At 60.5% G+C, this 26337-nt stretch carries 33 protein-coding genes; 22 read left to right on the top strand and 11 right to left on the bottom strand.

From position 1 onward, the window contains the following. The first annotated feature begins 2 nt into the window (after nucleotides 1–2). The 8 genes from ACQ4WQ_RS10785 to ACQ4WQ_RS10750 all read left to right on the top strand — a co-directional run bounded on the left by ACQ4WQ_RS10785 (nucleotide 3) and on the right by ACQ4WQ_RS10750 (nucleotide 4445). A complete protein-coding gene (locus ACQ4WQ_RS10785; protein ID WP_436496891.1) occupies nucleotides 3–386 on the top strand; it encodes a cupredoxin domain-containing protein in 384 nt (127 codons plus the stop codon). 110 nt (nucleotides 387–496) lie between these two features. Next, the gene (locus tag ACQ4WQ_RS10780) at nucleotides 497–1024 is read left to right on the top strand and encodes a hypothetical protein (protein WP_436496889.1); all 528 of its coding nucleotides are present in this window, start codon (nucleotides 497–499) and stop codon (nucleotides 1022–1024) included. 87 nt (nucleotides 1025–1111) lie between these two features. Further along, complete coding sequence (locus tag ACQ4WQ_RS10775; RefSeq protein WP_436496887.1) at nucleotides 1112–1366, top strand: hypothetical protein; 255 nt, start codon at nucleotides 1112–1114, stop codon at nucleotides 1364–1366. A 98-nt stretch (nucleotides 1367–1464) separates the two neighbouring features. After that, nucleotides 1465–1923, top strand: a complete 459-nt coding sequence (locus ACQ4WQ_RS10770; protein ID WP_436496885.1) for a hypothetical protein — start codon at nucleotides 1465–1467, stop codon at nucleotides 1921–1923. Nucleotides 1924–2011: 88 nt separating this feature from the next. Next, a complete protein-coding gene (locus ACQ4WQ_RS10765; protein ID WP_436496883.1) occupies nucleotides 2012–2521 on the top strand; it encodes a hypothetical protein in 510 nt (169 codons plus the stop codon). 109 nt (nucleotides 2522–2630) lie between these two features. Beyond that, nucleotides 2631–3266, top strand: a complete 636-nt coding sequence (locus tag ACQ4WQ_RS10760; RefSeq protein WP_436496881.1) for a Vat family streptogramin A O-acetyltransferase — start codon at nucleotides 2631–2633, stop codon at nucleotides 3264–3266. A gap of 148 nt (nucleotides 3267–3414) precedes the next feature. After that, nucleotides 3415–3969, top strand: coding sequence for a cysteine hydrolase family protein (locus ACQ4WQ_RS10755; protein ID WP_436496879.1), 555 nt, complete (start codon nucleotides 3415–3417; stop codon nucleotides 3967–3969). A gap of 59 nt (nucleotides 3970–4028) precedes the next feature. Beyond that, nucleotides 4029–4445, top strand: coding sequence for a hypothetical protein (locus tag ACQ4WQ_RS10750; protein WP_436496877.1), 417 nt, complete (start codon nucleotides 4029–4031; stop codon nucleotides 4443–4445). 1330 nt (nucleotides 4446–5775) lie between these two features. On the opposite strand, the gene ACQ4WQ_RS10745 is transcribed toward ACQ4WQ_RS10750, so the two are convergent. Together ACQ4WQ_RS10745 and ACQ4WQ_RS10740 are read right to left on the bottom strand one after the other, a co-directional pair. Continuing rightward, the gene (locus ACQ4WQ_RS10745; protein WP_436496875.1) at nucleotides 5776–7263 is read right to left on the bottom strand and encodes an MFS transporter; all 1488 of its coding nucleotides are present in this window, start codon (nucleotides 7261–7263) and stop codon (nucleotides 5776–5778) included. A 109-nt stretch (nucleotides 7264–7372) separates the two neighbouring features. Continuing rightward, on the bottom strand, nucleotides 7373–7957 hold the full coding sequence (locus ACQ4WQ_RS10740) for a GNAT family N-acetyltransferase (protein ID WP_436496873.1): 585 nt from the start codon (nucleotides 7955–7957) through the stop codon (nucleotides 7373–7375). Nucleotides 7958–8054: 97 nt separating this feature from the next. Between ACQ4WQ_RS10740 and ACQ4WQ_RS10735 the strand changes: the two genes are divergently transcribed. The 3 genes from ACQ4WQ_RS10735 to ACQ4WQ_RS10725 all read left to right on the top strand — a co-directional run bounded on the left by ACQ4WQ_RS10735 (nucleotide 8055) and on the right by ACQ4WQ_RS10725 (nucleotide 9716). Continuing rightward, nucleotides 8055–8936 carry a LysR family transcriptional regulator gene (locus ACQ4WQ_RS10735; RefSeq protein ID WP_326459334.1) on the top strand — a complete coding sequence of 294 codons (882 nt, stop codon included), beginning with the start codon at nucleotides 8055–8057 and terminating at the stop codon, nucleotides 8934–8936. Nucleotides 8937–9009: 73 nt separating this feature from the next. Then, entirely contained in the window at nucleotides 9010–9261 is a 252-nt protein-coding gene (locus tag ACQ4WQ_RS10730) for a DUF6434 domain-containing protein (RefSeq protein WP_326459333.1), read from the top strand. Next, entirely contained in the window at nucleotides 9258–9716 is a 459-nt protein-coding gene (locus ACQ4WQ_RS10725; protein ID WP_436496871.1) for a hypothetical protein, read from the top strand. Before ACQ4WQ_RS10730 ends, ACQ4WQ_RS10725 begins: the two co-directional genes overlap by 4 nt. A 3-nt stretch (nucleotides 9717–9719) precedes the next feature. Here the strand turns inward: ACQ4WQ_RS10725 and ACQ4WQ_RS10720 are convergent, their stop codons facing one another. Next, complete coding sequence (locus tag ACQ4WQ_RS10720; protein ID WP_436496869.1) at nucleotides 9720–10775, bottom strand: NAD(P)/FAD-dependent oxidoreductase; 1056 nt, start codon at nucleotides 10773–10775, stop codon at nucleotides 9720–9722. 36 nt (nucleotides 10776–10811) lie between these two features. Then, nucleotides 10812–11339: a GNAT family N-acetyltransferase gene (locus ACQ4WQ_RS10715; RefSeq protein ID WP_436496867.1), complete on the bottom strand. Its 528-nt coding sequence runs from the start codon at nucleotides 11337–11339 to the stop codon at nucleotides 10812–10814. Between the two features lie 91 nt (nucleotides 11340–11430). Between ACQ4WQ_RS10715 and ACQ4WQ_RS10710 the strand changes: the two genes are divergently transcribed. Genes ACQ4WQ_RS10710 through ACQ4WQ_RS10700 form a run of 3 tightly spaced genes read left to right on the top strand, consistent with a single transcriptional unit; the run spans nucleotide 11431 to nucleotide 13629 of the window. Beyond that, entirely contained in the window at nucleotides 11431–12606 is a 1176-nt protein-coding gene (locus tag ACQ4WQ_RS10710) for a citrate synthase (protein WP_436496865.1), read from the top strand. 45 nt (nucleotides 12607–12651) lie between these two features. Beyond that, nucleotides 12652–13143, top strand: coding sequence for a MarR family winged helix-turn-helix transcriptional regulator (locus ACQ4WQ_RS10705; protein WP_436496863.1), 492 nt, complete (start codon nucleotides 12652–12654; stop codon nucleotides 13141–13143). A 33-nt stretch (nucleotides 13144–13176) separates the two neighbouring features. Beyond that, nucleotides 13177–13629, top strand: coding sequence for a PaaI family thioesterase (locus ACQ4WQ_RS10700; RefSeq protein WP_436496861.1), 453 nt, complete (start codon nucleotides 13177–13179; stop codon nucleotides 13627–13629). Nucleotides 13630–13851: 222 nt separating this feature from the next. Here the strand turns inward: ACQ4WQ_RS10700 and ACQ4WQ_RS10695 are convergent, their stop codons facing one another. After that, nucleotides 13852–15102 (bottom strand): MFS transporter, encoded by a 1251-nt coding sequence (locus ACQ4WQ_RS10695; protein ID WP_436496859.1) that lies wholly within the window; start codon nucleotides 15100–15102, stop codon nucleotides 13852–13854. Between the two features lie 62 nt (nucleotides 15103–15164). On the opposite strand from ACQ4WQ_RS10695, the gene ACQ4WQ_RS10690 reads away from it, so the two are divergent. The 3 genes from ACQ4WQ_RS10690 (at nucleotide 15165) to ACQ4WQ_RS10680 (ending at nucleotide 17041) form a co-directional block, all read left to right on the top strand. Next, nucleotides 15165–16157, top strand: a complete 993-nt coding sequence (locus ACQ4WQ_RS10690) for a cupin domain-containing protein (protein ID WP_436497399.1) — start codon at nucleotides 15165–15167, stop codon at nucleotides 16155–16157. A gap of 106 nt (nucleotides 16158–16263) precedes the next feature. Next, nucleotides 16264–16677 (top strand): hypothetical protein, encoded by a 414-nt coding sequence (locus ACQ4WQ_RS10685; protein ID WP_436496857.1) that lies wholly within the window; start codon nucleotides 16264–16266, stop codon nucleotides 16675–16677. 64 nt (nucleotides 16678–16741) lie between these two features. Then, nucleotides 16742–17041, top strand: a complete 300-nt coding sequence (locus tag ACQ4WQ_RS10680; RefSeq protein ID WP_436496855.1) for a hypothetical protein — start codon at nucleotides 16742–16744, stop codon at nucleotides 17039–17041. Nucleotides 17042–17100: 59 nt separating this feature from the next. On the opposite strand, the gene ACQ4WQ_RS10675 is transcribed toward ACQ4WQ_RS10680, so the two are convergent. Beyond that, the gene (locus ACQ4WQ_RS10675; RefSeq protein ID WP_436496853.1) at nucleotides 17101–17232 is read right to left on the bottom strand and encodes a hypothetical protein; all 132 of its coding nucleotides are present in this window, start codon (nucleotides 17230–17232) and stop codon (nucleotides 17101–17103) included. Nucleotides 17233–17493: 261 nt separating this feature from the next. Here ACQ4WQ_RS10675 and ACQ4WQ_RS10670 point away from each other — a divergent pair, with 261 nt between their 5' ends. After that, nucleotides 17494–18075, top strand: a complete 582-nt coding sequence (locus tag ACQ4WQ_RS10670) for a PAAR domain-containing protein (protein ID WP_436496851.1) — start codon at nucleotides 17494–17496, stop codon at nucleotides 18073–18075. Then, nucleotides 18075–18722, top strand: coding sequence for a T6SS effector amidase Tae4 family protein (locus ACQ4WQ_RS10665; RefSeq protein WP_436496849.1), 648 nt, complete (start codon nucleotides 18075–18077; stop codon nucleotides 18720–18722). The genes ACQ4WQ_RS10670 and ACQ4WQ_RS10665 overlap by 1 nt, the downstream gene beginning before the upstream one ends. Nucleotides 18723–19094: 372 nt before the next feature. Here the strand turns inward: ACQ4WQ_RS10665 and ACQ4WQ_RS10660 are convergent, their stop codons facing one another. Further along, complete coding sequence (locus ACQ4WQ_RS10660; RefSeq protein ID WP_436496847.1) at nucleotides 19095–20114, bottom strand: site-specific integrase; 1020 nt, start codon at nucleotides 20112–20114, stop codon at nucleotides 19095–19097. Nucleotides 20115–20335: 221 nt separating this feature from the next. Between ACQ4WQ_RS10660 and ACQ4WQ_RS10655 the strand changes: the two genes are divergently transcribed. After that, complete coding sequence (locus ACQ4WQ_RS10655; protein WP_436496845.1) at nucleotides 20336–21352, top strand: DNA-binding protein; 1017 nt, start codon at nucleotides 20336–20338, stop codon at nucleotides 21350–21352. A 254-nt stretch (nucleotides 21353–21606) separates the two neighbouring features. Here the strand turns inward: ACQ4WQ_RS10655 and ACQ4WQ_RS10650 are convergent, their stop codons facing one another. The 4 genes from ACQ4WQ_RS10650 to ACQ4WQ_RS10635 are packed head-to-tail and all read right to left on the bottom strand — an operon-like array spanning nucleotide 21607 to nucleotide 23692. Further along, nucleotides 21607–22068 carry a GNAT family N-acetyltransferase gene (locus ACQ4WQ_RS10650; protein WP_436496843.1) on the bottom strand — a complete coding sequence of 154 codons (462 nt, stop codon included), beginning with the start codon at nucleotides 22066–22068 and terminating at the stop codon, nucleotides 21607–21609. Nucleotides 22069–22071: 3 nt separating this feature from the next. Continuing rightward, nucleotides 22072–22623 (bottom strand): hypothetical protein, encoded by a 552-nt coding sequence (locus ACQ4WQ_RS10645; RefSeq protein WP_436496841.1) that lies wholly within the window; start codon nucleotides 22621–22623, stop codon nucleotides 22072–22074. Beyond that, nucleotides 22620–23054 carry a DUF1801 domain-containing protein gene (locus tag ACQ4WQ_RS10640; RefSeq protein WP_436496839.1) on the bottom strand — a complete coding sequence of 145 codons (435 nt, stop codon included), beginning with the start codon at nucleotides 23052–23054 and terminating at the stop codon, nucleotides 22620–22622. The genes ACQ4WQ_RS10645 and ACQ4WQ_RS10640 overlap by 4 nt, the downstream gene beginning before the upstream one ends. 29 nt (nucleotides 23055–23083) lie before the next feature. Then, nucleotides 23084–23692 (bottom strand): hypothetical protein, encoded by a 609-nt coding sequence (locus ACQ4WQ_RS10635; protein ID WP_436496837.1) that lies wholly within the window; start codon nucleotides 23690–23692, stop codon nucleotides 23084–23086. Between the two features lie 191 nt (nucleotides 23693–23883). On the opposite strand from ACQ4WQ_RS10635, the gene ACQ4WQ_RS10630 reads away from it, so the two are divergent. Both ACQ4WQ_RS10630 and ACQ4WQ_RS10625 read left to right on the top strand, forming a co-directional pair. Beyond that, the gene (locus tag ACQ4WQ_RS10630) at nucleotides 23884–24858 is read left to right on the top strand and encodes a VirK/YbjX family protein (protein WP_436496835.1); all 975 of its coding nucleotides are present in this window, start codon (nucleotides 23884–23886) and stop codon (nucleotides 24856–24858) included. An 11-nt stretch (nucleotides 24859–24869) separates the two neighbouring features. Next, nucleotides 24870–26243: a serine hydrolase gene (locus tag ACQ4WQ_RS10625; protein ID WP_436496833.1), complete on the top strand. Its 1374-nt coding sequence runs from the start codon at nucleotides 24870–24872 to the stop codon at nucleotides 26241–26243. Nucleotides 26244–26337: the final 94 nt, after the last annotated feature.

The following is a 26337-nucleotide window of genomic DNA, read 5'->3' as shown; positions in this document are numbered from 1 at the left end:
CCATGGACCGCGCCAGAAGACAGCTATGTGCAAGGCTGGCCTGCGGCTTCGGTGCGCTGCTGACGTTGGCCGCCATCGATGCCCGGGGAGTCAAGGAAATTGCCGCAAAGGAAAGGATCATCGCCATCGAGGCCAGGAAATTCGTCTACACGCCGAATGAACTCACCGTAAAAAAGGATGAAACCGTCGTGCTGGCGTTCACCGCCGTCGATTTCATTCATGGTTTTTTCATCCCGGACATGAACATCCGCGCCGACCTGAAGCCGGGCCAGGTCACCGAAGTGCGGCTGACGCCCGGCAAGGCCGGCGAATACGCCTTCTTGTGCGACAATTTTTGCGGCAGCGGCCACGAGGAGATGAACGGGAAGATCATTGTCACGGAGTAAGGTGGACGAACCATAAAGTTCGACGCAAGCCCGCCATGAGGCAAGCGAATTCGACGCGCCGCGCGTGCAAGAATGTTAGACACTATTGCGCGTCGAAGCTTGCCGAGGCCATGGTTGCAGCATTTGACGCAGGCTGCTGTTTCCTGAGCTTATACGAGCGGCTGCTTTCGCCCTATTGTGTTGAAGAAGTCGAGTGGCAACAATTTCGGGAGGTCTCAGACCTCCAAGCAGTCGGTGATCGTTCAACAGTGGCGGTTCTGGCCAGTCTAGGCTGGCAGAATTTCTATCTAAATGTCAACGTACCTGCATTTTTCAACACAATAGGCCAGAAGCAGACCTTGTGGCAGCTATGCTTTTATGGACCCAAAACCGAGGACGACATGGCGTACCTAGCACTAACCCCACGAGGTTTGCGAGAAATTTTGGACTACTCAGAGGCGACCAAGACTCCTGTATGGTGCAGCGCGGATGCATTGTCAGAAGCAGAATTTGAGAAGCTTGAGCGCGGCAATGTCACTCGTTTCACTTACTCCCTCACGGATGCCGACCAGACGACGATTCACGGGGCACTTGCGACTATCGAGGACCATCACCCCGGCGTGCGGGTTTGGATTGAAAGCACTGTGTTCGGGGTCTGAACACGCCTTCGACAGTCTGCTTTGGGGCGCAATCTGCCAACGACGGCAACCGGCCAAGAGCGGACATTTAACCAACCCGGAGATCAGATGCGCATCGTTGGCTGGCCAGAGGAACCCGACGCAGATGGCTGTATTCTTCCTGTGACGATTGTTGATGTGGATTTTCACGGAACGCCGAAAGAGCTGCGCGCGATTGGCGAGTTTTTGTTGACGGCAGCGGAAGAACTCGACCTTGCCAAATCCAGCAACTCGGCATTGCATGTAGGCGTCGAGCTAGGGAACTCCAATCCGTGTGCTGGAGTTGGCCTATCTGTCAATGTCGTGCGACATAGGGATGAGTAGTTTCCGTAGTACGCAGGGCCATCCACTTCCGGGCGGAACCTGCCAACGACAGCAGCCGGCCAGAAGCGGTCTTTCAACGTTCGAAGATTAAGAGCCACATGAAGAACATCATCCTTGAAAAAACGAGTCAAGTTCGCTGGTACACGAACATGCGCGACGTGTTCGAGGCCGCCAACATTGCGCCGCAAGACTATGACTGGTACGTCAGCGACATCGAAACGAACTGGAGACCACCAGGTTTCTCGCCGGATGATCAATGGTTCACTGGTGACGAGCTTGCAGTCTTCCTGCATGCCTATGAGGTCCAGTTTATCTGGGCAGTATTCAGCGCGGTACCTAAGGGTCTTCGTCCGATACCTGCTCCCGCGCCATACGTCGAGGACAATCCGCAGTATTGGGACGGTACGGAACCGGAGCCGCAACTAGAGGGCGCGTTGTTCGAGATCGCGTGTTGGGACAGCAGTGGAACGATTCTGATCAACCTGCCTGAACAAGCCATCCATTCGTTCTTGATACGATACCCAGACGCAAAGCCGTTGGCGACCGCGCGTTCCTGATGAGTGCTGAAACGTCTGCTTTGGGACGCAACCTGCCAACGACGGCAATCGGCCAGAAGCGGACCTACCCGTCCAAACTACAATTCTGATGAACATAGACGAACTTACTCGATGCCGCGTTGAAACCGCTCTTCTGGACTGTGATGGTTCGTGTAGAGATATCAACTTCGCCGAGTGCATTTCGACATCTGGAGCCATCGACGTCCTAAGGGTCCTAGCATCATCTTGGACTTTGGTTGAGGCGATGACGGGTGAAGGCGAAGATATTGCAAAAGCCGAGTTGCAAGGCAATCTTCGACAGGCATCTGGCTCGCTATCCACTGTTTGGAATGGCGGCAGCAACCCTGAGCATATCCAAGCGTACTTCCACTGGGATGAACCAGACAGCGTATTCTGTGAGATCACGTTTTTCCCCCAGGACTTTGACGGCGAAACCTTCAAACTCATAGATTTCCTGTCGATGTTAAGCAAGTTGGCCTTGGCTGCGCGCAGTGCTGAGTATTATGTGCGCTACGAAGATGCATCTTGGCGTCACGGGCAGCACGAAAAGGATAGCGTGATTCTTTCTGATAGAGTGCTATCGCTTTCACCGACCTGACGGGTGTCGGCCAGGAGCGGACTGTTGAGCACCCTGTGAAGTGCATGAGCTAATATGACTCCGGGAGGGCTGTAGCGTACTTCACCCGGAGTATTAAAACGGAGAGAGCATGGTAGGTCCTGATCCAAACACCACATACCCGATGCCTGGGTTCCCGCAAATCTGTTTTCTAAAGAATATTATCACCCGTCCCAACATTGAAATCGGCGATTACACCTATTACGACGATCCCGACGGCGTAAGCCAGTTCGAAGACAATGTCCTGTACCATTTCCCGTTCATCGGCGATCGCCTAAGAATCGGAAAATTCTGCGCGCTCGCGCGTGGGGTGAAGTTCATCATGAACGGCGCCAACCATCAAATGAACGGGATTTCAAGCTATCCCTTCTTCATTTTTGGCAATGGCTGGGAAACTGCACGCCCTATCGAGGGCGAATTGCCATATAAGGGCGATACGATTATCGGCAACGACGTTTGGATTGGCTACGACACGCTCATCATGCCTGGGGTACGGATCGGCGATGGCGCTATCATCGCCGCGCGCTCGGTTGTCACCGCCGACATTCCCCCCTACGCCATCGTAGGTGGCAATCCGGGACGTGTCGTCCGGGAGCGCTTCGATTCCGCTTCTGTGCAACGGCTATTGGAAATCGCCTGGTGGGATCGCCCAGCAGAATGGATTGGCCGGCACCTCGACCTGATCCGAGGCGGGGACGTTGACGCGCTCTATGCCGCCGCCCGGTGAGGTCCTGCACATGGCCGATGCTGGGCCGACCGTGGCCAGCAGCACACCTACCTCATTCGTTCTATCTAAACGTCAACGTACCTGCGTTTTTCAACGCAATAGGCCAATAGCGGCCAGCCAACTCGCTCCAAAAAATCCTACAATTTATATGACGACCCTTTTAATCATTGACATGCAAGTTGGAATGACTTGGCCTAAAGCTGAGGTTCGGAATAATCACCAAGCAGAGGACACGATTGCTAGGCTTCTGAGGGATTGGCGGCTTCGAAAAGCGCCAGTGGTTCACGTTCGCCACATCTCTAGAACGCCCAGTTCGCCGTTTTGGCCCGGCCAACCTGGTGTAGAGTTTCAACCGAAGTTGTCGCCATTGGCGCATGAGCATGTGGTCGAGAAGAATGTGCCGGATGCCTTCATCAACACCGGTCTTGACCGCTGGCTTCATGCGCGCGGAGAATCAAGTATCGTCATCGTCGGAGTAAGCACCAATAATTCCGTGGAGAGTACAGCGCGGACCGCAGGCAATCTAGGCTTCAAAACCTTCGTTGTATCAGATGGTACGTATGCATATGCGAAAACCGACTTCAACGGGGTAGCGCGTTGTGCCGACGAGGTTCACGCGATGGCGCTTGCTAATCTAGATGGTGAGTATGCGACAATTATTCGCTCGGGCGATGCACTGAATGTGGCGCATTCTCCGGTATAAAAAACTGAGGTGCGGCCGTCAATCGGCCACTTCCGGTCATTCATGAAATGGAGATAGCGATGTCCTGCGTGTTGAGCGTGTCCGGTGAGCATCTTGATATCGATGCTCTGCTTCAAAGGCAAAATTTAATCCCCATCGTTACTTGGCGAAAGGGAGACGAGCGATTTTTGAAGGGCCGATTCCATACTGATTCAGGTGCTAATTTCGATGTTAGTGATGCCGGAATTGAAGATTTTGCACGTCAAATCATCGATGCTGACTTGTATCTGGCGACGAATTACAACGCAATTTCCATACTTGTGTCGGCTGCAGGTGTCGCGAACGCAACATTGGATTTTGCAGTGTCGACACGGCCAGGATTTGTAACTCAAACCAGCTATTTTTCGTCTACGTTCGTGCAGCATGTTGCTGAACTAGGACTGGGGCTAGCAGTCTCGCATTACCCGACGCAAGACGATATCGAGGAAAATATCTAGAAATTATGAGTGTCGGCTTTGGGGCGCAACCTGCCAACGACGGCAACCGGCCAGAAGCGGACCTTCGCTAAACCTATCGACAAGGTGAATATTATGCGTTCTCCGTCAAGACTTGTTCCACATCGAAGCGAGAAAGGCTTCTCGTGGGTATGGCTGCTGGGAGCTTTGTTGATGGGATTTGGGTATTTTGTCTATTCCTTGTCGAACGTCGCGCGGTGCATCACAGCGTTTCTGCTCCTTGCGCTTTGTGCTTATCTGACCGTCATCAACAAACAGGAAAAGCGCAGATTCGAAGCGATGTGCAGCATCCGTGACGAGGAATCCATATGTACGTTTGCACGGAGTTTCTCTACTAGGCATGTGGATACTTGGGTCATTCGTGCAGCACATCAGGAGATCCAGCGACTGATGAAGTCATACATCCCGGCCTTCCCAGTGCGCGCGTCAGACATACTCCTAGACGACTTGCACATGGATTCTGACGACATCGAGGACTTGTTGGCGGACATTGCCGCGCGGTCGGGATACTCGCTCGATGAGACCGAAAACAACCCTTTCTACGGGAGGGTAAATACGGTTCGTGATCTGGTTCTATTCATCAATGCGCAACCACGATTGGCCACAGTTCGACCGTCCGCTTAGGGGCGCAACCTGCCAACGACGGCAACCGGCCAGAAGCAGTCGCTCAGCAAGTATGTACGATTAACGCATTACATTTTATGTTAGGTTTGTATGCATCGAGTTCGCTACTTTATAACTATAGTCCTTTGCATTACAGCCACGCTAATTTTGGCATTCCCACTTGGCCTGTATTGGCTTGGTCTCAGCGGAATAGACGGCCTTCCTGAAAAGCCATTGCACCTTGTATCCAAAGAACAGCAAGCACTTATATGGAAAAGTGCCCGTGGAGACGGTGTGCCGCGCATTAAAGCAATGAGCCCATATTCGCTTGCAATTACGCTACTAGTCAAAAAAGCCCCAAGCGCATCTCCTGACCAGCTAATCGTCTGGCGGCTTGCCTCCAACTATCTTTTGAGCCATCAGCGACATAAGGGCATGAGCTGGTGGCATTTGTCGGGTGCGGCACTCACAATTTGGTTATCGCGCAATTGGACGGACGAGGAAATTCTATCTGCCGCAGCCCTTTCTCGATAGTCTGCTTTGGGGGCAGATAGCGACCGTTCCCATGGCCGCCAGGCTCACTCGTGTCAATTCTATTAGTTTGTGTCTGATCCTACTGTTTTGCGTCTGACCGTTCGTCTAAAACCGAATCGTGCCGGCGCCGCCGCTCATGGCGGCGCCAGCATTTTCCCTGGCCCCAAGGGGGCAATCAGGCGGCGCGGCGCGCCCGCAGATGCAGGTGGCGGATGGCGGCGGCGGCCACCATCAGGATAGCGGAAGCCGTTGCCAACACGACAATAAATGCCTTGTCGAAGGCCGAACGGGCCAGTTCCGACACTTGCAAGCCCAGTTCGGCCGGCAATTGCTCGGCGGCCAGCAGCGCCGCATCCAAGGTGTCATGGGCGTTCGGCAGCAGGCCCGCGCTTTCCGGGATCACCAGGGTGGCGCTGTAGACGGCAGACATGATGGTGCCCAGCACCGTCACGCCGATCACGGCGCCCAGCTCGTACGACACTTCCTCGATCGAGGCGGCCATGCCGGCCTGTTGCGGCGCCACGTTGAGCATCACGGCGCTCGAGGCGGCCGTCATGACGGCGCCCAGGCCCAGGCCCAGGATCACCAGGCTGGCCACTTGCGCCGAGACGGCGGCGTCATGCAGGACCAGATACGAGGCCATGCCGATGCCGGACAGCAGCAGCGAACCCCACAGGACCTTGGCCTTGTCGGCACGCGGCAGCATGAAACCCGTCAACGGGCCGGCAAACACGGACGCCAGCGGCAGCGGCAACAGCAACAAGCCCGCTTCCAGCGGCGACAATTCCCGCACCAGCTGCATGTGCTGGCTCAGCGCCAGTTCCATGCCGATCAGGGCGGCGGACGCCACCATGGCGGCGGCCACTGCGCTGGAGAACGGCAGTTCGCGGAACAGGGCGAAGTCGATCAGCGGCTTGGCCTGGCGCTTCTGGCGACGCACGAACTTCAGCATGAAGAAGGCGCCCACGGCGAACGAGGCGGCAGCCAGCGCATACGACGGCTGCGACTTGCCCAGTTCCTTGATCGCATACACGCCACCAAGCAGACCCATCATGACTTGCAGCGAGCCCTTCAAGTCCCACGGCTTGTCGCGGTTACCGGCCCGCTTCGGCAGCACGATGGTGGCCAGCACCAGGGTCAGCAGGACGATGGGCACGTTAATCAGGAAGACGGAACCCCACCAGTAATGTTCCATCAGGAAACCACCAAGCACGGGGCCGAACGCGGCGCCGCCGGAGGCGATCGCCGCCCACACGCCGATGGCGAACGAGCGCTCGCGGTTGTCCGTAAACGTCAGGCGGATGATGGACAAGGTGGCCGGCATCATCAGTGCGGCGCCGATGGCCAGCAGCACGCGGGCAAAGATCAGCCATTCTGCGGCCGGCGAAAACGCGGCGCACAGCGAGGCGATGCCGAACACGGCCAGGCCGGCGAGGAAAACGGGTTTGTGGCTCAGACGGTCACCGAGGGTGCCGAGGCCGGGCAGCAGACCGGAGACGACCAGCGCGTAGACGTTGATGATCCACAATTTTTGCGAGGAAGTGGCCTGCAAGTCGCGCGTCAGCGCGGGCAAGGCGGTGTAGAGCACGGTCATGTCGACCACGATCAGGAACAGGGCGCTGGAGACGATGGCCAGCGTCAGCCATTTTTTCATTGGATGCATAAACAACTCATGTATTATTTAACAACTATCGGTTTGGATAAATCTGGTGCTGCGCAAATATTTACGTTCCAGGCTGCCACGGGCCTGGCCTTGTCGGGGGCGGCGGGCGTCAGCCACGGTCGCCATCCTTGTCATCCACGGCGGCACTCGTTGTGGTTGCGTCGAGTTCGCGCAGCATGACGACGGACACTTGCTTGAAGCCGCGGCCCTGGAAGAATTGTTGCGCCGTCAGGTTGTGCGCGCCGCATTCGAGGAACAAGCGGGCGATGCCGTGGCTGCGCAATTCGCTTGCCACCCACTCCACCAGCAAACTGCCGATGCCGCTGCCGCGTACGGAAGGCAGCAAGACCAGGTCGTCCAGCGCGGCGAACGATTTCGAGGCGCGCTGGCGCGTGTCGATGGAAACGAGAGCCATGCCGACGATGGCGTCACCGGCGGTGGCGACGGCCAACAGGGTCGAATCGCCATGCGCCCAGTCGTGCGACAGGGCGGCGCGGATTTCGCCGCGTATGACTTCAGGCAAGTCCGCACGCCAGTTGCCGGGGGCGTCGGCCCGCTCGCCCTGCAGCTCCGAATGGGAGATATAGTCGGCGCTGACGTTGTCAAGATATAACTTGCACAGCGCATCTTCGGCGCTGGCGTCGTGACACCAGGCAAAGTTGATGGCGGGGGTATGGGCTTGGGCGTTTTTCATGGCGGATCTCGTGTTATTGAATTAGTAAAAGCATTTTATGTCGCCCCTGAATGGCATTCAAGTTAAAATCCATCTGTAAAACAGATGGGTTGATGCCATGCAATGGACTTTAGAACAAATGCGCTACTTCGAAGCGGCTGTCGCGGCCGGTTCTTTCTCGGGCGCGGCGCGCCGGCTGGGCCGCGCGCAATCGGTGGTCAGCACCTCGATCGGGCTGCTGGAAGCGGAATTCGGCGTGGAACTGTTCGACCGTTCGCGCCGCAGCGCCGTGCTGACGGAGGCGGGCAAGGTCATGCATCTGGAAGCGTGCGAACTGCTGCGCCAGGCCGAGCGCTTGCAGCTGCGCGCCCAGCTGCTGAGCGAAGCGCCCGAAGCGCAGCTGACCCTGGCCCTGGACGAAGCCCTGCCCTACCTGGCCATCGGCACCCTGGTCAAGGAACTGGCGGCGCGCTATCCGGCGCTGGAACTGGTGATGCTCAACGCCACGGCGTCCGAGGTGGCGCAATACGTGGAGCAGCAGCAAGCGGACGTGGCCTTCCACTTCGACCGCGGCCCGATTTCTCCCGTGCTGGAACAGCAGCACATCGGCAGCGTGGCGCAAGGCGTGTTCGTGGCCAAGGGCCACCCGATGGCGCACGGCCAGGAAGTGAGCCGCAACGAACTGACCCGCTACCGCCAGCTGATCATGGATTCCGAACTGAACCGCGAACACGCGTTCAGCCCCGCCGTCTGGTTTTCCGACAGCTTCTACAGCATCGCGGAAATGGTCGCGGACGAACTGGGCTGGGCGATTTTGCCCTTGAATATCGCCAATTACGACAACTACAAGGGCTACTTGCAGGAAGTACCCTGCCCTGCACTGGCCTTGTCGCGCCTGCCGGTGCGGCGGCTATCGATTCACGGAAAGAAGCTGAGCGAGACGAGTTTGTGGCTGACGCACAGGCTGGCGGAGTTGTTGGCGGATGGGCCGAGGGGGTGAGACAGCAGGACAGTCGCCGAACTGTTGCCCATGATCTAGAATGGCACGCTCTGGCCATTCAAGGGAATACAGCATGGAATTCGATTGGCACGGCGGCACTATTTCCCGCCACACTGTCGTTGATGCGCACTACAGGAATACGCAGAACGTCAGGCGCTTCCTGCTTGCCCAATGCGGACCGCAATTTACGTTCCAGCGCGATTTCATGGCCTGGATACGCGACGGCGCCGTGAAAACCATGGGCGATGTTGCCGATGAGTGGCTACGCCGCCACCGCATGGCTGGCGAGCCGCTTGCACGCACGAAAATAGAAAGATTGACATGACGCTATCAACGGTGCTCAGCAACTGGCTCGCCATGGCAAAAGACGATGCCGTGGAGATCGATCCCGACGACATCAATCACGAAGCCAGGACCAATATGTGGAGCTTTTCGCCCAAGGACGAGGAAACGCCGCAGATTCATGCGGCCGATATCGTCGAGTTCATCGGTGAGGTGATTGCGGCGCGCCGTAGCGCCCTCGCTGGCGAGGATATGCTGTTGTATTGCTGGCACGACGCGCAATGCCGCCAGTTGCGGTTCAGCCTGGTGTCGCGCTCGCATGGGCGGCTGCCGTTTCGCTGCGCGCTGCGCGAAACGCAGGATCTGGCGCTGATCGCCGAGCGCGTGGTGAACGGGGACTGGCGCAACGAGGATTTCATGCAGGCCCCTTCGGAGGAAGGCGATGAGCTGGAGCCGGCGCCATTCGTCCTGCCCGTGTTCGTGGCCCGGGTGCCTTAAGAATCAGCACGCCAGGAAACGTGCGGGCCGGCAAGCCTCCAGGGCCGGCGCTGGCTCGCCAGTGACGATTTCCCCGCTGGCCAGCTGGCCCACGATGGCCGCCAGCACCACGCCCGGATGCATGGCGCATACGTACCCCCCTTTGATATTTGGCAGATAGCCGATGACGGGTACGCCGTCAAGCGGCATGGGCCGCAGGCCGATGCAGGCGAATTCCGGCGCGATGGCCTCCGCCCCCTCCAGTTCTTCCCGTATCGCGCTGGCCGTGTGTAGCGCCATGGCGGCGGGCTGGTTATCCGGCGCGTCGTCCACGTAATCTTCCGCTGCCAGCATGGTCCCGTCCTCGGCTTGCCGCACTTCCATTGCATGACTGGAAATAATCGCGCGCACGAGGCCGGGCGGCGCCTGGTAGCGCAGGAAGATGGCGGGCGAGGCGATAATCGGCAAGTCAACTCCCAGCTGCGCGGCCAGTTTGGCCGTGCCCGTGCCTGCCGCCAGCACGACCATATCAGCCTCGATGAGGCCCGCAGCCGTTTCCACGCCCGTCACCTGCGCGTCCTCGGTTGCAAAGCCCAGCACGGGCGTATGCGTGCGGACCGTCGCACCGAGCGCGTCGGCCGCCGCCAGCAAGGCGTGCGTCGCGGCAACGGCATCGAGGGCGCCCTGCTCCGGCTCGTACAGCGCTTGTTCCGGCGGCTGCCGCAGTTGCGGTTCAAGCAGGGCGATGCGCGAGCGGTCTATCAATACGGACTCGGGCGACACGCGCCCATCCTGCGTGCCATACGACAAGGCGCCATGCCAGCGTACCGTCAAGCCCGGCACCTGCGTTTCCAGCTGGCGCCAGGCGGCGATGGCGTCGCCGCGCAGGGCCGCAATGGAATCAATCCCCGCGCAGGACGTGTTAATCCACGCAAACGAGGTGCCCGTCACGCCGGACGCGATGCCGCCCGCCTCGAGCACGGTGACTTGTGCGCCCTTGCTGGCCAGGTGGTAGGCGAGCGACGCACCGACGATGCCGGCGCCGATGACGACGATGCGTTTTGGGTCTTCATGATTCATCTCTGCCAACTTTGCTTATTTATCACAAGTCAGAGTCTACCCCAGCCGCCGCAAATCCAGCGCATAAGCATGGCCATCGACGGCCTTCCCTGCCACCAGGGCAATATCGGGCACGGCCAATCCCTGCACGAAACCGCAGCGCTCGAGCACGCGGATCGATGCCGCATTGCCGTCGATGGCGTAGGCGCACAGGCTGGCCAGCTGCCATTCGTCTTGCGCCAAGTCAATCAGGTGGCGCAGCGCGGCCGTGGCCAGGCCCTTGCCCGCCTGCTGCTGCCCGATGCGGTAGCCCACTTCGGCCGTTTGCGTCTGCCCGTCGATATCCTTGAGGTTGGCGCGGCCGATCAGCTCGCCGTGCTCGTCGACGATGACGCAGGGGTGCATGCGGCCTTGTGCGTGCTCGTCCAGGAATTGCGCGACGTGCGCCTGCACGCCATCGATGCTGTAAAAATCGTCGGGGCGCCGGTCGATATGGCGCTCGAACCAGGCCCGGTTGGCTTGCTCGAAGGCCAGCAGCGGCGCGGCATCGTCGGGGCGCAGGGTGCGAATGGTAAATATGCTCATGGAGACTCCTGGAAAGGCATGAGTCTAGTGACACGCCGCCCGGCCCGTCAATCTTGATTCCATCAATCAATATAAAGATACAATCGCCGCCATGAACAACGATCTCTCCGCTCCTGACGCGGCGCGCCTCTTGAACGTCAGCCTGCCCACCCTGTATTCCTATGTGAGCCGGGGCTTGCTGGCCTCCGTCAGCAATGGTGCATCGCGCCGCAAGCGCTATCCGCGGGAAGACGTGCTGCGCCTGGCGGCGCGCAAGAACGACGCCAAACGGGGCGGCCAGACGGCCGTGGCCGCCATGCACTGGGGCTTGCCCGTACTCGAAACGCGGATTTCCCACATTCTCGATGGACGCTTGCTGTACCGGGGGTGCGATGCGACGGCATTGGCCGAGTCCGCGACGCTGGAAGCGACCGCCGGCCTGTTGTGGGACGATGGCCTGAACGACTATTTTCAGCAAGACATCCCTGTCCTGCCGCACGGGCTGGCCTGCGCACCTGAAGCGCCGCCGCTGGCGCGCGCCATGCTGGCCATGGCCATGCTGTCATCCATGCCCGTGTCAGCGGACATGCTGCAATCCGGCCCGGCCCTGATGCGCCTGCTGGCCGCCGCCCTGATGCATACGACGCCGTCCGCACTGCCGCTGCACCGGCAGCTGGCCCGGGCGTGGCAAGCCGATGCGGAGCAAACGGAACTGCTGCGCGCGGCCCTCGTGCTGCTGGCCGACCACGAATTGAATGCGTCGACTTTTGCCGTGCGCTGCGTCGCCTCGACGGGCGCCAGCCTGCCCGCCGCGCTGATGGCCGGGCTGGCGGCCTTGTCCGGCGACAAGCACGGCGGCGGCAGCGCGTCTGCCCGGCGCATGTTGGCGCAGGCGCTGGCCGCACCGGATGCGGGGGCCGCCATCGTCGCCTATTACCAGACCGTCGCGCCGGAATTCGCCGGTTTTGGCCACCCGCTGTATCCAGACGGCGACCCGCGCGCCGCGTATCTGCTGGGAAGCATGTCGGCGCTGTCGCCCGGGTATCCGCCACTGGCCGCCATCCTGGCCGTTTGCGCGTCGGCGGGCCAGCTGCTCGATGCCCGTCCGAATGCCGACCTGGCGCTGGCCGCGATGGAACTGGCGTTCGGCTGGCCCGAGGGCGCCGGAATGAGCGTGTTTGCGCTGGCCCGCTCGGCCGGCTGGATCGCGCATGCCGCCGAGCAAGCCGCCAGCGCGGCACTGATACGGCCACGCGCCCGCTACGTGGGGCGGCACCAGCGCGACTAGCAATAGTCGCTTGATTTATTACGCATACGTAGTAGTATACTTCGCATGCGTACCAATATCCCTCCCCAGTCCGACCTTCCCGATGCCGCCGCCTGCCCGCTGGGCGAGCGTTCGCCGCGCCTGTTCAATCTGCTCAACCTGGCGCGCCAGAACCTGTTCCGCTCGGCCGATGCCGTCTTCACCAGCGAACTGGGGTTTTCCGGCACGCAAGTGGTCGCCCTGTTCGCCCTGAAGGGAGAAGAAGGCTGCCAATTGAAGGATCTGGGACGGGCGCTGCAGCTGAAAAACTCGGCCGTGACAGGCCTGGTGGCGCGCATGGAAGAAAACGGCCTGATCGTGCGCGGCCAGTCGGCGCTCGATGCGCGCGCCGGCACCCTGCACATGTCGGCCAAGGGCGGCGAGGTGCTGGCGGCCGCCCTCCCCCTGCTCGACAGCCTGAACGAACAACTGAAAGCCGGTTTCAGCGAGGAAGAGCTGGCCATCGTCGCCCGCTTCCTGCTGCACGCCTCGCGCCTGCGTTTTGCGCAGGACGTCTGACTCATCCCCACATCACCACCACAGGAGTTACCCATGCACCCGAAAGACATGACCGGCTTGCAACTGATGCAAGCTTTCGCGCAAGGCCTGTTCCCCCGGCCCGGCATTTCCAAGACCATGCCCATGGATGCGCACACGATCGAGCACGGCAGAGTCATCTTCACGGCCACGGCGAATGAAAACCACACGAATCCCATGGGCGGCGTGCACGGCGGTTTCGCCGCCACCGTGCTCGACACGGTCACGGGCTGCGCCACGCATACGGTCTTGCCGGCCGGCGAAAGCTACGGCACGACGGACCTGAACATCAAGATGTGCCGTCCCCTGCCCTTCAACGTGACGGTCTACGCCGAAGGCAAAGTCATCAATGCGGGACGCAACCTGGTCATTTCCGAAGGCACGATCCGCGACGAAGCCGGCAAGGTGTACGCGCACGCGACGGCCACCTGCATGATCATCCGTCCGCGGGAGCAAGCGGCCGCGTGATCCATATTGGCAACATCGAAGAAGCCTGGCAAGTGCTCGATACCCGAATTCGACCAGCGGCGCAGTTCAATCACGGATTGGCCAGGCATACGTTCCTCATTTGCTGACACGTTGAGACAACTCGGTTCGAGATGTCAGCTTACCCAATAATGGAAAGTCAGCTATCGTTTAAAGGCTTTCCATCTTCTTCGCCATACAAGCATCCTGAAGTGACCAAAAAAGTCAAATGTGCAGCACTGGGGCACCCGTCGCGCCGTCCTGTGGCAATTCGACTTGAACTTTCAAAGCGATGAGGAGAGCAGCAAACAGCATCACAACGCCAGCAATAATGAAAACGCCTGTGACGCCACCAAACCCGAACATCATGCCACCCAATGCAGCGCCGGCAGCGATGGAAGATTGCACCGCAGCGACGACCATGCCGCCAGCCGTCTCCGCCTGATCCGGGACAGCACGAGCCACCCAATTGGACCAGGCGACAGGTACGCCGCCGAACGCCAGCCCCCACAGAGCCACCAAAAACATCAGGCTGGTTCCCTGGACTGGCAGCAAGATCATGCCGAATGCCGCGAGGCCCACCAGCGCAGGCATGAGCACTAAAGTGGCACGCAGGCTACGCTCCATGAGCCAGCCGGCCAGCAGCGTGCCAATGAAGTTGGCGACACCAAAACCCAGGAGCATCAGAGACAGACTGTTTACATCAATATGGGCAACACTTTCAAGAGCGGGGCGAATATAGGTGAACAATGCGTATTGCCCCGTATGGGCAAGGACACAGCCCAACATCCCGATCCCAATCCCCGGGCGACGCAGCAATCCCAGTACCGACGTGGTGCGCGTCATCGTGCGCGGCGCCATACGGGGCAGTGTGAACAATTGAAACAAAAGTGTTAGCCCTCCGACAGCTGCGGCGGCTATAAATGCACTGCGCCAGCCATATATCCCCCCCAAGTAGCTGCCCAGCGGTACGGAGACAACCGTCCCGATGGCGATACCGCTGAATATGATGGATAGCGCTCGCGGCACTGACCTTGCTGGCACCAGTCGCATAGCCACGGCTGCCGCCATGCTCCAAAAGCCTCCCAACGCGACGCCCAGCAGTATGCGCATCACCAACAGAACTGTCAGGCTTGACGATAACGCCACCAGCAAGTTCGACGCGATCATCAGCACTGTGAAAGCCAACAGGACGACACGTCGGTCAAAATGACGCGTCAGGCGCGGCACCGAAAGTCCGGCGAACATGGCCACGACGGCCGTCACCGTCACTGCCTGACCAGCTAGCGCCTCCGACACACCAAGATCGAAGGCCATCGGGGTCAATAGGCTGGCTGGCAGATACTCCGCCGTCAGGAGGCCGAAAACTCCCATGGCCAGTGAAAACACTGCCATCCATGCCGCCGCCGCTGGCTCTACAACAGAGGCATCGCTCGCGTCGGGCGTTTGCCGGTTACTTAAAACATCATTGTTCATCTCTAAAATTCCTAAAACGATCAGAGTCGAAAGTCTAGAGCTAAAGTCCAGGATGATCTATGATGACAAGTCTTGATGTTTTGATCGAAACTCCTGAAATGACCAAGAAGAAAGCAGTTTTCCTGTCCTCTAGTCTCGTCAGTGAACTGTTGACGGGTATGCGCCTGCGTGGCGTCCAGTACCGGCGCATTCAGACCGGTCCCACTTTCGGCATGGGCTTTGAAGACAAGCCAGGCCACGCCTACTTCCACTTCGTGGCTGTTGGCACAGCCTACATATGCACGGATGATGGCGAGTTGCATAAGCTGTCCGCCGGTAGCGCCGCGTTCATGCCGCACGGCAGGAGGCACCAGCTGCTGTCGGATGCGGGCATTGCATTTCAGGACATCGAAAAATTCGATGCCGCGCCCCTGGGTGAAGCCGTTAGCGGAGTAGACACATGTCCCAGTACGGCCTCCGTGCCCAGTGCCGTTATTTTTTACGGCTGCATGGAATTCGATCTCGGCGGGATGCAGGGGGTCGGTAAGTTGATGCCAACCGTCATGGTGGCCGACACGCAAGCGCAAGGCTATCCTGGCTTACTGCCTGTGCTTGATTCAATGAAGCGTGAAATCTGCGCCGGTCGTATTGGCTTTGCGGGCATTCTGGCTCGACTGGCAGAGGTTGCGGCAGCAATGATCGTGCGCGGCTGGATTGAATGCGGTTGTGAAAACGCCTCCGGCCTCCTTGCCGCATTGCGTGATCCGCGCCTCGCTCTTGCCATATTGGCGCTGCACCGCCAGCCAGGACGGGAATGGACAGTTGCACAGTTGGCTGCGGAGTCCCATGTCTCTCGCTCTGTCTTCGCACGACGCTTTCAAACCACCATCGGAATGCCGCCCCTACGGTATGCCACGGAACTGCGGATGCGTCTTGCCAGACAATTGCTCACTCACGAAAGAGTGTCCATCGACGTCGTTGCCCGACGCCTTGGCTATACATCTCAAGCGGCGTTCAGTCGTGCCTTTAAGCGCGTCATCGGCAGGCCGCCGGGTGGCGCTCGGGAAGTGCCGTGACGAGAATAGCGTTCGGGGATCAAATAATGATCTGACGCGCCACTTTTCAAACCTCGCCACTATCGAAGAGGCCCCGATGTGGGCATCGAACCATCACTGAAACTTAATGCAAATGTTGAAGAAGAGACTATTTGATGCTATTGCATCTGCGGTGGACCTGGATGACCCTGCAGAACAATTGTTAGCGCAGCGATTCATGATTGAGGCGATAGAAAGGGTGACCTCACAATTGCCTGAGGCTGCTAAGTCAGTCGCCGCTGTGGCGAATCGGTACATCACCGGTGCGGCGACGGCTGAGGAAGTCATTGCTGAGCGTGTACGCCTCTGGCGGGCAATCGAAGGACGCGATCAATCGGACGAGCCAGATGTTTTAAAAATAAGAACTGCCATCTGCGTCTTGCATCCCATGGATATTGGCGCCCCTGCCGAAACACTGGAGTATTTTTTTGAATTTTGGCGGCGAGGAGGCTTGCCGCAGGCTGAGCTTAAATCCGCTGTTCACAACAAGTATGGAGTTTGAAATGGCTTCTGTCGCCCAGGTCTCGCCTTCGGAGTTCGAAATGAATCCTTTTCTTTGAGGTCAAATGCTGGCCAAAAAGATCGTCTTTATTGTCCTCGGGTTCCTGGTTGGTATCGCCTTCGATATGGTGCCTCATGCGGTTGAGGTCGCTGCAAAGACCAACGTGTGTCGCGAATCATGCTCCAAACTGCTAAAAATCGTGTCAGTCGTCATCTATGCGATCTTGCCAATCGCATGGGCTGGACTCTTGGGGATCGTGATTGGACAGCCCCGCGCACAACGAATACTGTTCATCAGCGCCCTATTCTCTCTGCTGATCATGGCAGTATTCACCTGGCTTCTCTACAAGCAGCAGCACCCATGATTATCATCAGGCCTTCCATTACCTGCTGAAGGCGCGCCGCAAGGTCTTGCCGGACACCCTCACCCCACCGGCTTCTTCTTCCCCTTCAACAAACTCCCGGCCGCATTTTCCTCGAAGCGGCCCGCCTCTTCTATATAGCCATGCACGGTGCCGTCGTGGCGCCAGCCGCCCTGGAAATCGGCACCTGTCATGCTGCGCTTTCTGATTCGCAATGCCTATTGGATACACGCCGTGGCGTACTTTGGCAATCAGGCCAGGGAGCGCATCTACTTCATCAAGCCTTTGTCCTGGAACGCTGCGTAAAGCCGCTTGTTTGTCCATTACTTGCAAAATAAGCAATGTCGCTATACACTGAGCCATTCCGGCCCTCGACATCGCATTTTTGATGAGATGCGATCTGGCATTGCAATTAATGCAATGCATTAGACTTCATCCTCTCCAGAAAGCACGACATGCCAGAGATAATCAGACAGGGCGACACCACATCCCATGGCGGCACCGTATTGGAAGGATCCCCGCTCGACCTGTGCATGGGCAAGCCGATCTCCTACTTGGGTCACAAGGTGCACTGTCCAAAGTGCAAAGGTGTATTTCCGATCGCCGAAGGTGTGACGACAACGTCGCTCTATGGCCGAGGTGTAGCGGTCGCTGGAATGAAAACCTCGTGTGGCGCCGTTCTTATCGCCTCCCAATTCTCCGACACAGTGGAATGGAGCACCGGCGCCGGGCGTGTAGCAGAGTGCTCTTCTAGCGTCGCGATTGCAGGAGCCGCAGCGCAATTAGCGCCCGGTGCTTTGCCTGAAAACGCGCGCGCTACAACCTTGGATGCATCCGAGAGCTATGACGAACAGCCGCAGCTTAACGCCGACGGAATCGATGGCGTTCCGTATTTTGTCGAAATAAAGGACGGACGTCACCTTTCTGGCCGCGCGACGATGGAAGGTATACTGCCGCGCGTGGAAACGTATAACGAAGAGGAATACACCGTCTACTGGGGCGACGTTGCCTTGGCTAAAATGGAAGAGATCGGCTGATGGCGGCGGCGCTCAAGCAACACGCGAAGATCAGGACCAACACCACGAAGGAGTCTGTGTGCAAGATTGACGTGCCCGTCGTCAAATTCGCCGACCTTTGGGAAAACTATGTTACTGGCGCTCCATACAAGCCAGGGGAAGGAGACAGGGGGGACTATAGTAATCAGTGCGCCTTACGCATGAGCGCGACTTTTCACAAGACAGGAATCAAAATGCTTTCCTTCTCGCAAAAAACCGTCAAGCCGATGCCAGGCACACAGGTATTGGGACGCGTCATGTTGAACGGTTCTCCTGCTGCCGCACGGGCCTACGAACTGGGCGAATGGCTCAAGCTCCAGCCGTTTTGCGGCTTGCCAAAGAAGCCCGAGGACATCACTGGCAAGGATTGGGAATCGAAGGTCAAGGAGCGTACCGGCATCATCATGTTTCATGCATACTGGACGCGCGGCGGGGAAGCGCCTGCTAGCGCAAGCGGAGGCCATATTGACCTTTGGAATGGCAAGCGAATGACGGTTTCCGGCGCTGAAGGTTTCATCGCGGTGGTGGGCCGAAGAATTGGCGTATCAAGTGTCCATATTCCCGGCACCTCGATTGGTTACTCGGACTTGAGCAACGCGAGACTCATCCTGTTTTGGGAGGTCAAGTGAAACGTATTTGCCTGTCGGTGGGGTTTCTCATTATTGGGCTGCTAACAACCTGGGCTGCGATGTTCGCCGGCAGTCACATGTCGTTCAGGTTTCATATCAAGCTGTTACACCACGACTCCAGAGCTTGCTATGAAATAGGACCGTGTTCGGTGTCTTGGTGGGTCACTGCCGCGCTTGTAGCCTATATTCTTGGCCCATCGTTAATTTTTACGGTGACGGGATGGGTTAGCGCACGACCCGGCGTTACTACATCTAAAAAACTGAGCAGACTCTTGATACTGACAGTCCTTACCGTCCTCCTGTATTTACTAGGGTATGTCATCAGTTGAATGTGAAATGAACATGTACGCTGCAAGGTCTTGCCGGGCACCCTCACCCCACCGGCTTCCTCTTCCCCTTCAACAAACTCCCGGCCGCATTTTCCTCGAAGCGCCCCGCCTCTTCTATATAGCCATGCACGGTGCCGTCGTGGCGCCAGCCGCCCTGGCGCTTGATGGCCTGGAAATCGGCGCCGGCCCGGTGGGCGCTGGTGGCCATGCCGCGGCGCAGGCTGTGGCTCGATAGTTCCGGCACGTAATCGAGCCCGGCCAGCCGGGCGCAGCCTTCCAATATCGTGTTGATGCTGCTCGCGTGCAATCCCTTTCCTCCCACATGGCCCCACTGGTTGACGGTGCGCAAGAGCGGACCGCTGGCGATGCCCGCCACGCCCAGCCAGGCGCGCAGGGCCGTGGCCGGGCAGCAGACGCCGTCGCCGAACGGGATCGCCTTGACGATGCCCTCCCCCAGTTGATCCGTTTTCGAGCGGGGCAAGGTGATCACCAGGCCTTGCGGCTCCCAGCGCACGTCTTCCAGCTTTAAACCCACCAGTTCGCTGCGGCGGAATCCGCCAAAAAAGCCCAGTTGCAGCAAGGCGCTGTCGCGCAAGGCCTTGTTGGTGCCCAGGGCGGCCAGCCTGGCGACGATCAGTTCCATGTCTTCCAGGGGCAGCGCCCTCGCCTTCTTTTTCGGCTTGCCGTGCAGGCGCGCGATACCCGCCAGGGTCTTGCGCACGGTGGGCGTGGACGCGGGGTCGGCAAAGCCCTGATACACATGCCATTGTGACAGGGCCGTCAGGCGCAGGGCCAGGGTGCGCGCGTTCAGGCTGTCCGCATACGCCATCAGGTAGCGGATGATGGTGGACTCGTCGGCAGGCAGCGCCCCGCCCCAGGCCTGGAAGTGGCGAATGGCGGAACGGTAGGTGCGGCGCGTGTTGTCGGACGTGGCGGCGGCGAGAAACGCCTGGTGGCGCGCGGCCAGCTCGGCATCGACGAGGGCGCCGCGTAACGGCACGGGAGCCAAGGCGGCGCTTTTGGGCACGCCAACACGGCGTTTCGGGAGGGGCAAATCGGGCATGGCGGCGGCGAAATCACGGTTTTGTACTGGGAGACACACAGAATAGCATGCCAAACACCCCTATAACACGCGATAAGCGATCTTATCGTGCTTTATATTTTTCAAGAACTATCAAAATTTATATCGTAATATTATTTGATATTACGTATCATGTAATACGTTACTAAATTTCGCTCATAGGTGATTTCATGGCCCGCACCGGCATTCTGTACTCTGATGTTATGAAAGCAGCCCAAATCGTCGCTGCCGATGGGCGTAATCCCACGGTCGACAATGTGCGCGAAGCGCTGGGCAGCACGGGCAGCAAGAGCACCATCGCGCCCCTGCTCAAGCGCTGGAAGGAAGAGTTCCAGGGCGCGGGCGCCGTGAAAACGGAGTCAGGCTTGCCGGCCGAATTGATGGAAGCGATGCGCGGTGTCTATGACAAGCAGCAGCGCGATGTGGCGCAGCAGCTGGAAACGGGCATGCGGGAACACCGCGCGGAACGCGATGCGGCGCTGGAAACACTGAAGAAAACGGAAAGCGAACGCTTGAAACTGACCGAGGCGCGCGCCGCCCTCACCCAGGAATTGCGCGCCACGCAGCAGGCGCTGGCGCAGCTGAAGGAAGAACACCATTTCCGCGCCGTCACCCTGGCCACCTTGCACAGCGACAACGCGGGCCTGACGCAGCGCCTGGCCGACCGGGGCGAGGAAATCGCCGCCCTGAACCGCCAGCTGGCGCAGGTTCGCTCGCAGTTCGACCATTACCAGGAAGCGGCCGCCGCCCAGCGCAGCGAGGAGCGGGCCCAGGCACAGCAACGGATCAGCCGTCTCGAGCAGGACAATGCGCAGCTGCAGCAGCGGCTACAAGGCCAGCAAGCGACCCTGGTGCAGCAGGACATGCGCCTGGCGCAGCTGCAGGTCGAGCACACGCGTCTGGCTGATGAAGCGGCCGCCGACCGCGAGGCACTGGCCACCGTGCGTCCCGAGCGCGACCAGTTTGAATTTCAATATTTGCAGGCGGCCGCCTCGGCAGACGCCCTGCTGGCCAAGCTGGACACGGCCTTGCTGGCGCTGAACGACGCCAGGGTGGCGCTGGCCGCGCAGGACAGGCAGCTTGACATGCTGGCGGAAAATACCGAGGCGGCGCAGCAGCGCGCCGAAGCGCTGGCGCTGGAACGCGATGCCTTGCTGCGCGACAATGCCGGGATGGCCGCGCGCCTGGCGCTGCAAAACAAGGAAAAACGCGATGCTTGAACCCGTCTGCATGGTAACAAGGGCATCCTGACAGGCATCGCCGCCCGTCTGCGAACAGGTCTTTGCCTATGCACCCGGTATCAGCATCTGCCCTGGCTGAACGGAACAGGACGAGCGCCAGGCCGGCGCCGAAATAATCGAGGAAATCGAGGCCGGCAAGGAACACGGCGGTATCGGCCGGGTCGCTCGGCCGGTAATGCCCCCGGATGCGGGCGCCTGGCGCCATGCGGGCCGGGTCCATCGCGCCGGGACTTTCATTGCACGGGCGCCCCGGCCTGGTAACGCACGCGTATCCACGCGCCCTTGGCGTCCACCCCGCCGTCGCCATCGTCCTCGACCCAGCCTGCGCGCGCATACAAGCGCCGCGCACCCGTATTGGCCAGCTGCGTCTTCAGGCTCAGATGGGGGCCGAAACGCGCCACCACGGCGGCCAGCAGCTGCGTGCCGATGCCCCGTCCGCTGTGCGCCGGGTGCACGTACAGGTGGTGCAGGAAGTACTCGGGTGCGTCGCCCGTATGCACGGCGGCAAAGCCGGTGACGATGCCATCGCGTTCGGCAACGAGGATGGCTTCGCCCTGCGTCGCGGCCGTGAATGCGGCGCTACCGGCGACAGGGCCGAAGGCGCCGCGCCCGGCCAAGGCCAGGATGGCGGTGCAGGACTGCGTATCCGCGCTGGTGAAGGGACGAATCAGGCACATGGCTGGCGCGTTGTTCATTCGTTACAAGCGGCGGTTCAGCACGCTGTCGATATCGTGGGTTTTCAGCTCGGCCTGGACCGCGCCGTCCTGCAGCCAGTAGGCATCGCTTCCCCGCTGCAGCGCGTCCACGTCGAGCGCGCCCAGCGCTGGCGGGATGGCGCTGGCGAGAAGCTGCGCCACATCGTTCCATGCCGCATACAGCAGTTTCAGGTACCAGCCGTCGTCGTGGGCAAAGGCGAGAAAGCGGCTGCGCAAGGCGGCAGGCGGCCCGAGTGCGCCACGGTGGCCGAGTATCGCGGCCACGTCCGCATCGCCGGGGGCCGGCGGCGCGCCATGGTAATCGGCCCAGGCGTGGCTGCCGCAGGCATGCAGGTCTTCCCGGGCCAGGGCTGGCAGCTGCTGCCGCGCCAAGGCCTGCCAGGCGGCGGGTTTCCCGGCCGTCCCGGCGCTGCCCCTGCGCAGCACGATGCCGTCCGCGTCCAGGAGCGCGGGGATGACATCGTTGAATTCGATGCCGGAAGCGACCAGCATGCGCGCGGCCGGGTCGTGCCAGATATACAGATAATGTCTCAAGTATTCGTTCGCTTTGGTTTGGGCGCCGTATTTGCGGCCAAGGCGGCGCGTATCAGCGCCTTGAACGCCGCGGCATCGAGATGCTCGCCTTCGTGGATGTCGATGGCCCGGCGCGTGTTGCCGTCCAGGCTGGAATTGAACAGGCCGGCCGGATCCGGCAAAGCGGCGCCCTTGGCGAAGGTGAGTTTCACGGCCAGTTTATAGGTTTCGCCCGTGCAAATCATGCCCGCATGCGACCAGACGGGCACGCCGCGCCATTTGACTTCCTCGACCACGTCCGGGTCCGCCTGGTGGATCAGTGCGCGCACGGCGGCCAGGGTCTTGCCGCGCCAGTCCGCCAGCGAGGCGATTTTCGCATCGATCAGGCTGGCGGCCGATTCGGTGCCTGCCGCTTCCTCGGCGGGCGGCGTACTTGTTGCGGCTTTTTTCATGGTTCACGTCTCCTTCCTGTGCGCTTGTCTTACTGCGCAGGATCGGCCAGGCAGTTGGCAAGCGAAGCAATGAATTGGTCGCGCAAGGCCTGGTATTGGGCGTCCGTGGCAAAGTCGCGCGGGTCGGCCGGCTGGTTCAGCACGTAGGCGCTGGCGACCGTGCCGCTGGCGGCATGCAGCAGCGTATAAAAACTGATAATGCCCGGTGTCTCCGCGATGCCGGCGTTATTCAATCCTAGCACTTCCACGCCCTGGCGCGCGTCCGTTTCCAGCGGCACCTGATGTGGCGGCCTGCTGCCGGCCGACATCTCCTGCATTTGCGCCACGATGGTCTCGCGGTCGGCGGCAAACTGGCCTGCGGCGCTGCGTTCGATCTTCAGATTCGCGAAGGGCTGGCTGCTCTTGCGGAACAGCATCAGCCGGTAGCCGTCGGCCGTCGAGACCCGGCGCTCCCCCGCCGCCATCTTGACAACGCGCGTGGTCGCGCTGGCCGGCAAGCGGTCCTGCGTTTTGAACTGGAACTGGCTGCGGTTGATGCATTGCGCCAGCGGCGCCAGAGGATCGGCCGTGCGGTCTTGCGCGTGGGCGCCCTGCGCGGCGAGCAGCATGGGGATGGCAAGCAGGAGGCGGAGTTTCATGGGGTGCAATCATTTCATCGGGTCACAGTGACGCGAGCATAACCGGCCACGTTGCCAAAAGGCAAATGTTTAGTTGCCATCCTCTACATCCCCGTGGGAATAGCTTCTTAATATGAAATTCACCTGGCCCGCGTAGCATTCAAATTGGCAAGGCTCTCATTGTGCAGCGCCTGCCATTTTCCGGCAGAACCATGAATGACATCGCTTTGACCTTGCTCCACAGTGCCGCCGTGCCGCCCGCCGTGCCACGATATTCCGCCCGCGGCCACCGCCTGAAAGCGGCGCTGGGCGCCCTCTTCTTTCCCCGCCAGCGCACGCGCTGGCAAGCTTTCCTGGGCAGCATGCCAGGCTTGAACTCGCTGGCGCAGTTGCATCCCTGCCTGCGCTTCAAGATCTACCGCCCGTACGCCTCGCGCCAGCTCGGTTGCGCGGATCGCCTGGCCTTGTTGGAGGGACATTACCGCTTTCTGTGGCAAGCGGGTGCGCGTGCGCTGGTCGAGCGGGCCGCGCGCGAAGCCGTGGTGCTGGCCGCGTTCGACGGCAAGGATGGAGCACAATACCGTCTGCAGATGACGGCCATCCACGACAGCTACCGCGAAGGCGAACTGTGCCTGCGCCTGACGCGCGACGGCCTGCCCCTGTACCTGGCCAGCTTTCTGTTCCTGCCGCGCGCCGACGGCGTCTCCTTGCAGCTGGGCGCGCTGCAAGGCTTGCGCTCGGAAGCGGGCAAGCTGGCCGTCAAGGACGCCACGCGGGCGCTGCACGGTTGCCGTCCGAAAAACCTGATGGTGACGGCCTTGCGCGATTTCGGCGATTTCTTTGCCTGCACCAACCTGTTCTTGATCAGCAATGACAACCGCATCGCCCTGAATGCGCGCCGGCGGCGCCATATCGCCGCCGATTACGACCTGGCGTGGCAGGAATTGCATGCCTTGCGCATGCGTGACGGCAATTATCACTTGCCCTGCGCCCCCTACCGGGTGCCCGATCTGGCCGAGGTGCCGTCGAAGAAACGGGCCGATGCGCGCCGGCGAGGCGAATTGCTGCTCGGCATGGCCGCCGACATGCGCGCGCAACTGGCGGCCATGATCGCCACACCATCTTGCCAAAACGGCCATCTTGCCAGTGATGCTGTTATGCTGTATTCCCACCAATCACTTTCCTGACGGAATCGACGATGCCTCCACGCTTACGCACCCTGCTGCTGCCCGTCCTGTCCCTGTCCGGCGCCGCCGCGCTGGCCGCACCCACCCTCGATACCGCCGTGCGGGAGCGGGCGGAAGCATTGGTGCGCGACGGCAAGCATGCGAGCCTGGTCATCGCCGTGATCGACGGCAAGGACAGCGCCGTGTACGGCTTCGGCCGCGCGCGTCCGGGCGACCAGGGCGTGCCCGATGCCGACACCGTGTATGAAATCGGCTCCGTGACGAAAACCATGACGGGCCTGCTGCTGGCGGACGCCGTCGTGGCGGGCAAGGCGCAACTGGAGCAGCCGGTGGCCGAGCTGCTGCCCGCCTACGCCATCCCGGCCTTTGCCGATCAGAAAATCACGCTGGGCCAGCTGGCCACGCACTTTTCCGGCTTGCCGCGCCTGCCCGCCAACCCGGCGCCGGCGGACAGGCGCAATCCCTACGCCGACTATGGCGAGGCGCAGCTGCGCACCTTCCTGGCCGGCCATACCCTGGCGCGCGCGCCCGGCGCCGTGTACGAATACTCGAACCTGGCCTATGGCTTGCTGGGCACGGCCCTGGCCGCGCAGGCAAACATGTCGTATGAGGAACTGCTGCAAGCCCGCCTGTTCCGTCCGCTGGGCATGGCTTCCAGCACCACGCTGACCACGCCCGCTCTGCGCGCGCGCCTGGCGCCGGGCCACCTGGCCGACGGCAAGCCGGCCGCGAACTGGGACTTCCAGGCCATCGCGGGGGCCGGCGCCGTGCGCTCCAGCGCGCGCGACATGATTGCCTACGTGCAATCGTACATGCAGAGCGCCAGCCCGGCGCAGCAGCTGGCCGTGCAGCCGCGCCTGGCGCTGGCCGGCGAAGGCGATGGCGACGGCGTGAAAAAGATCGGCCTGGCGTGGATGCTCGACCGGGTCAAGGGCCAGCCTCTCGCCTGGCATAACGGGCAGACGGGCGGCTATGCCAGCTTTGCCGGCTACACCCTGGACGGCAAGCGGGGCGTGGTGGTACTGAGCAGCACGGGGCGCGAAGTGGACGCCCTGGGCATGGGCACCTTGCGGCCCGGCAGCCTGCCGCCGACAAATGGACCGGCGACCAAGGAAATCGCCATCGCCCCTGCGGAACTGGCGCAATATGCGGGCCAGTATGTGCTGCTGCCTACCTTTGTCCTCAGCGTGCGCCAGGGTCCGGACGGCTTGCTGGTGGGTGCCACGGGCCAGCCTGAAGCGCCCGTGTACGCCAGCGCGAAGGACACCTTCTTTTACAAGGTGGTAGAGGCGCAACTGGTGTTCGAGCGCGATGCCCAGGGCGCCATCACCGGACTCGTCCTGCACCAGAATGGCCAGGCCATGCCGGCCAGGCGCAAGCCTTGATTTTTCATTAATAATGGCATAAAACTCAGGCAAGCTTCATGTTGGGGCCGTATGCTTTCCAGGGCATGCCAGCCATCTTATCCAGGTGCCGGCG

This window comes from Janthinobacterium goodfellowi (genome assembly GCF_051380695.1).
Taxonomy (GTDB): Bacteria; Pseudomonadota; Gammaproteobacteria; order Burkholderiales; family Burkholderiaceae_D; genus Janthinobacterium.
Note: the sequence above shows the minus strand (reverse complement) of the source record. Positions and strands in the feature narration are given on the sequence as shown.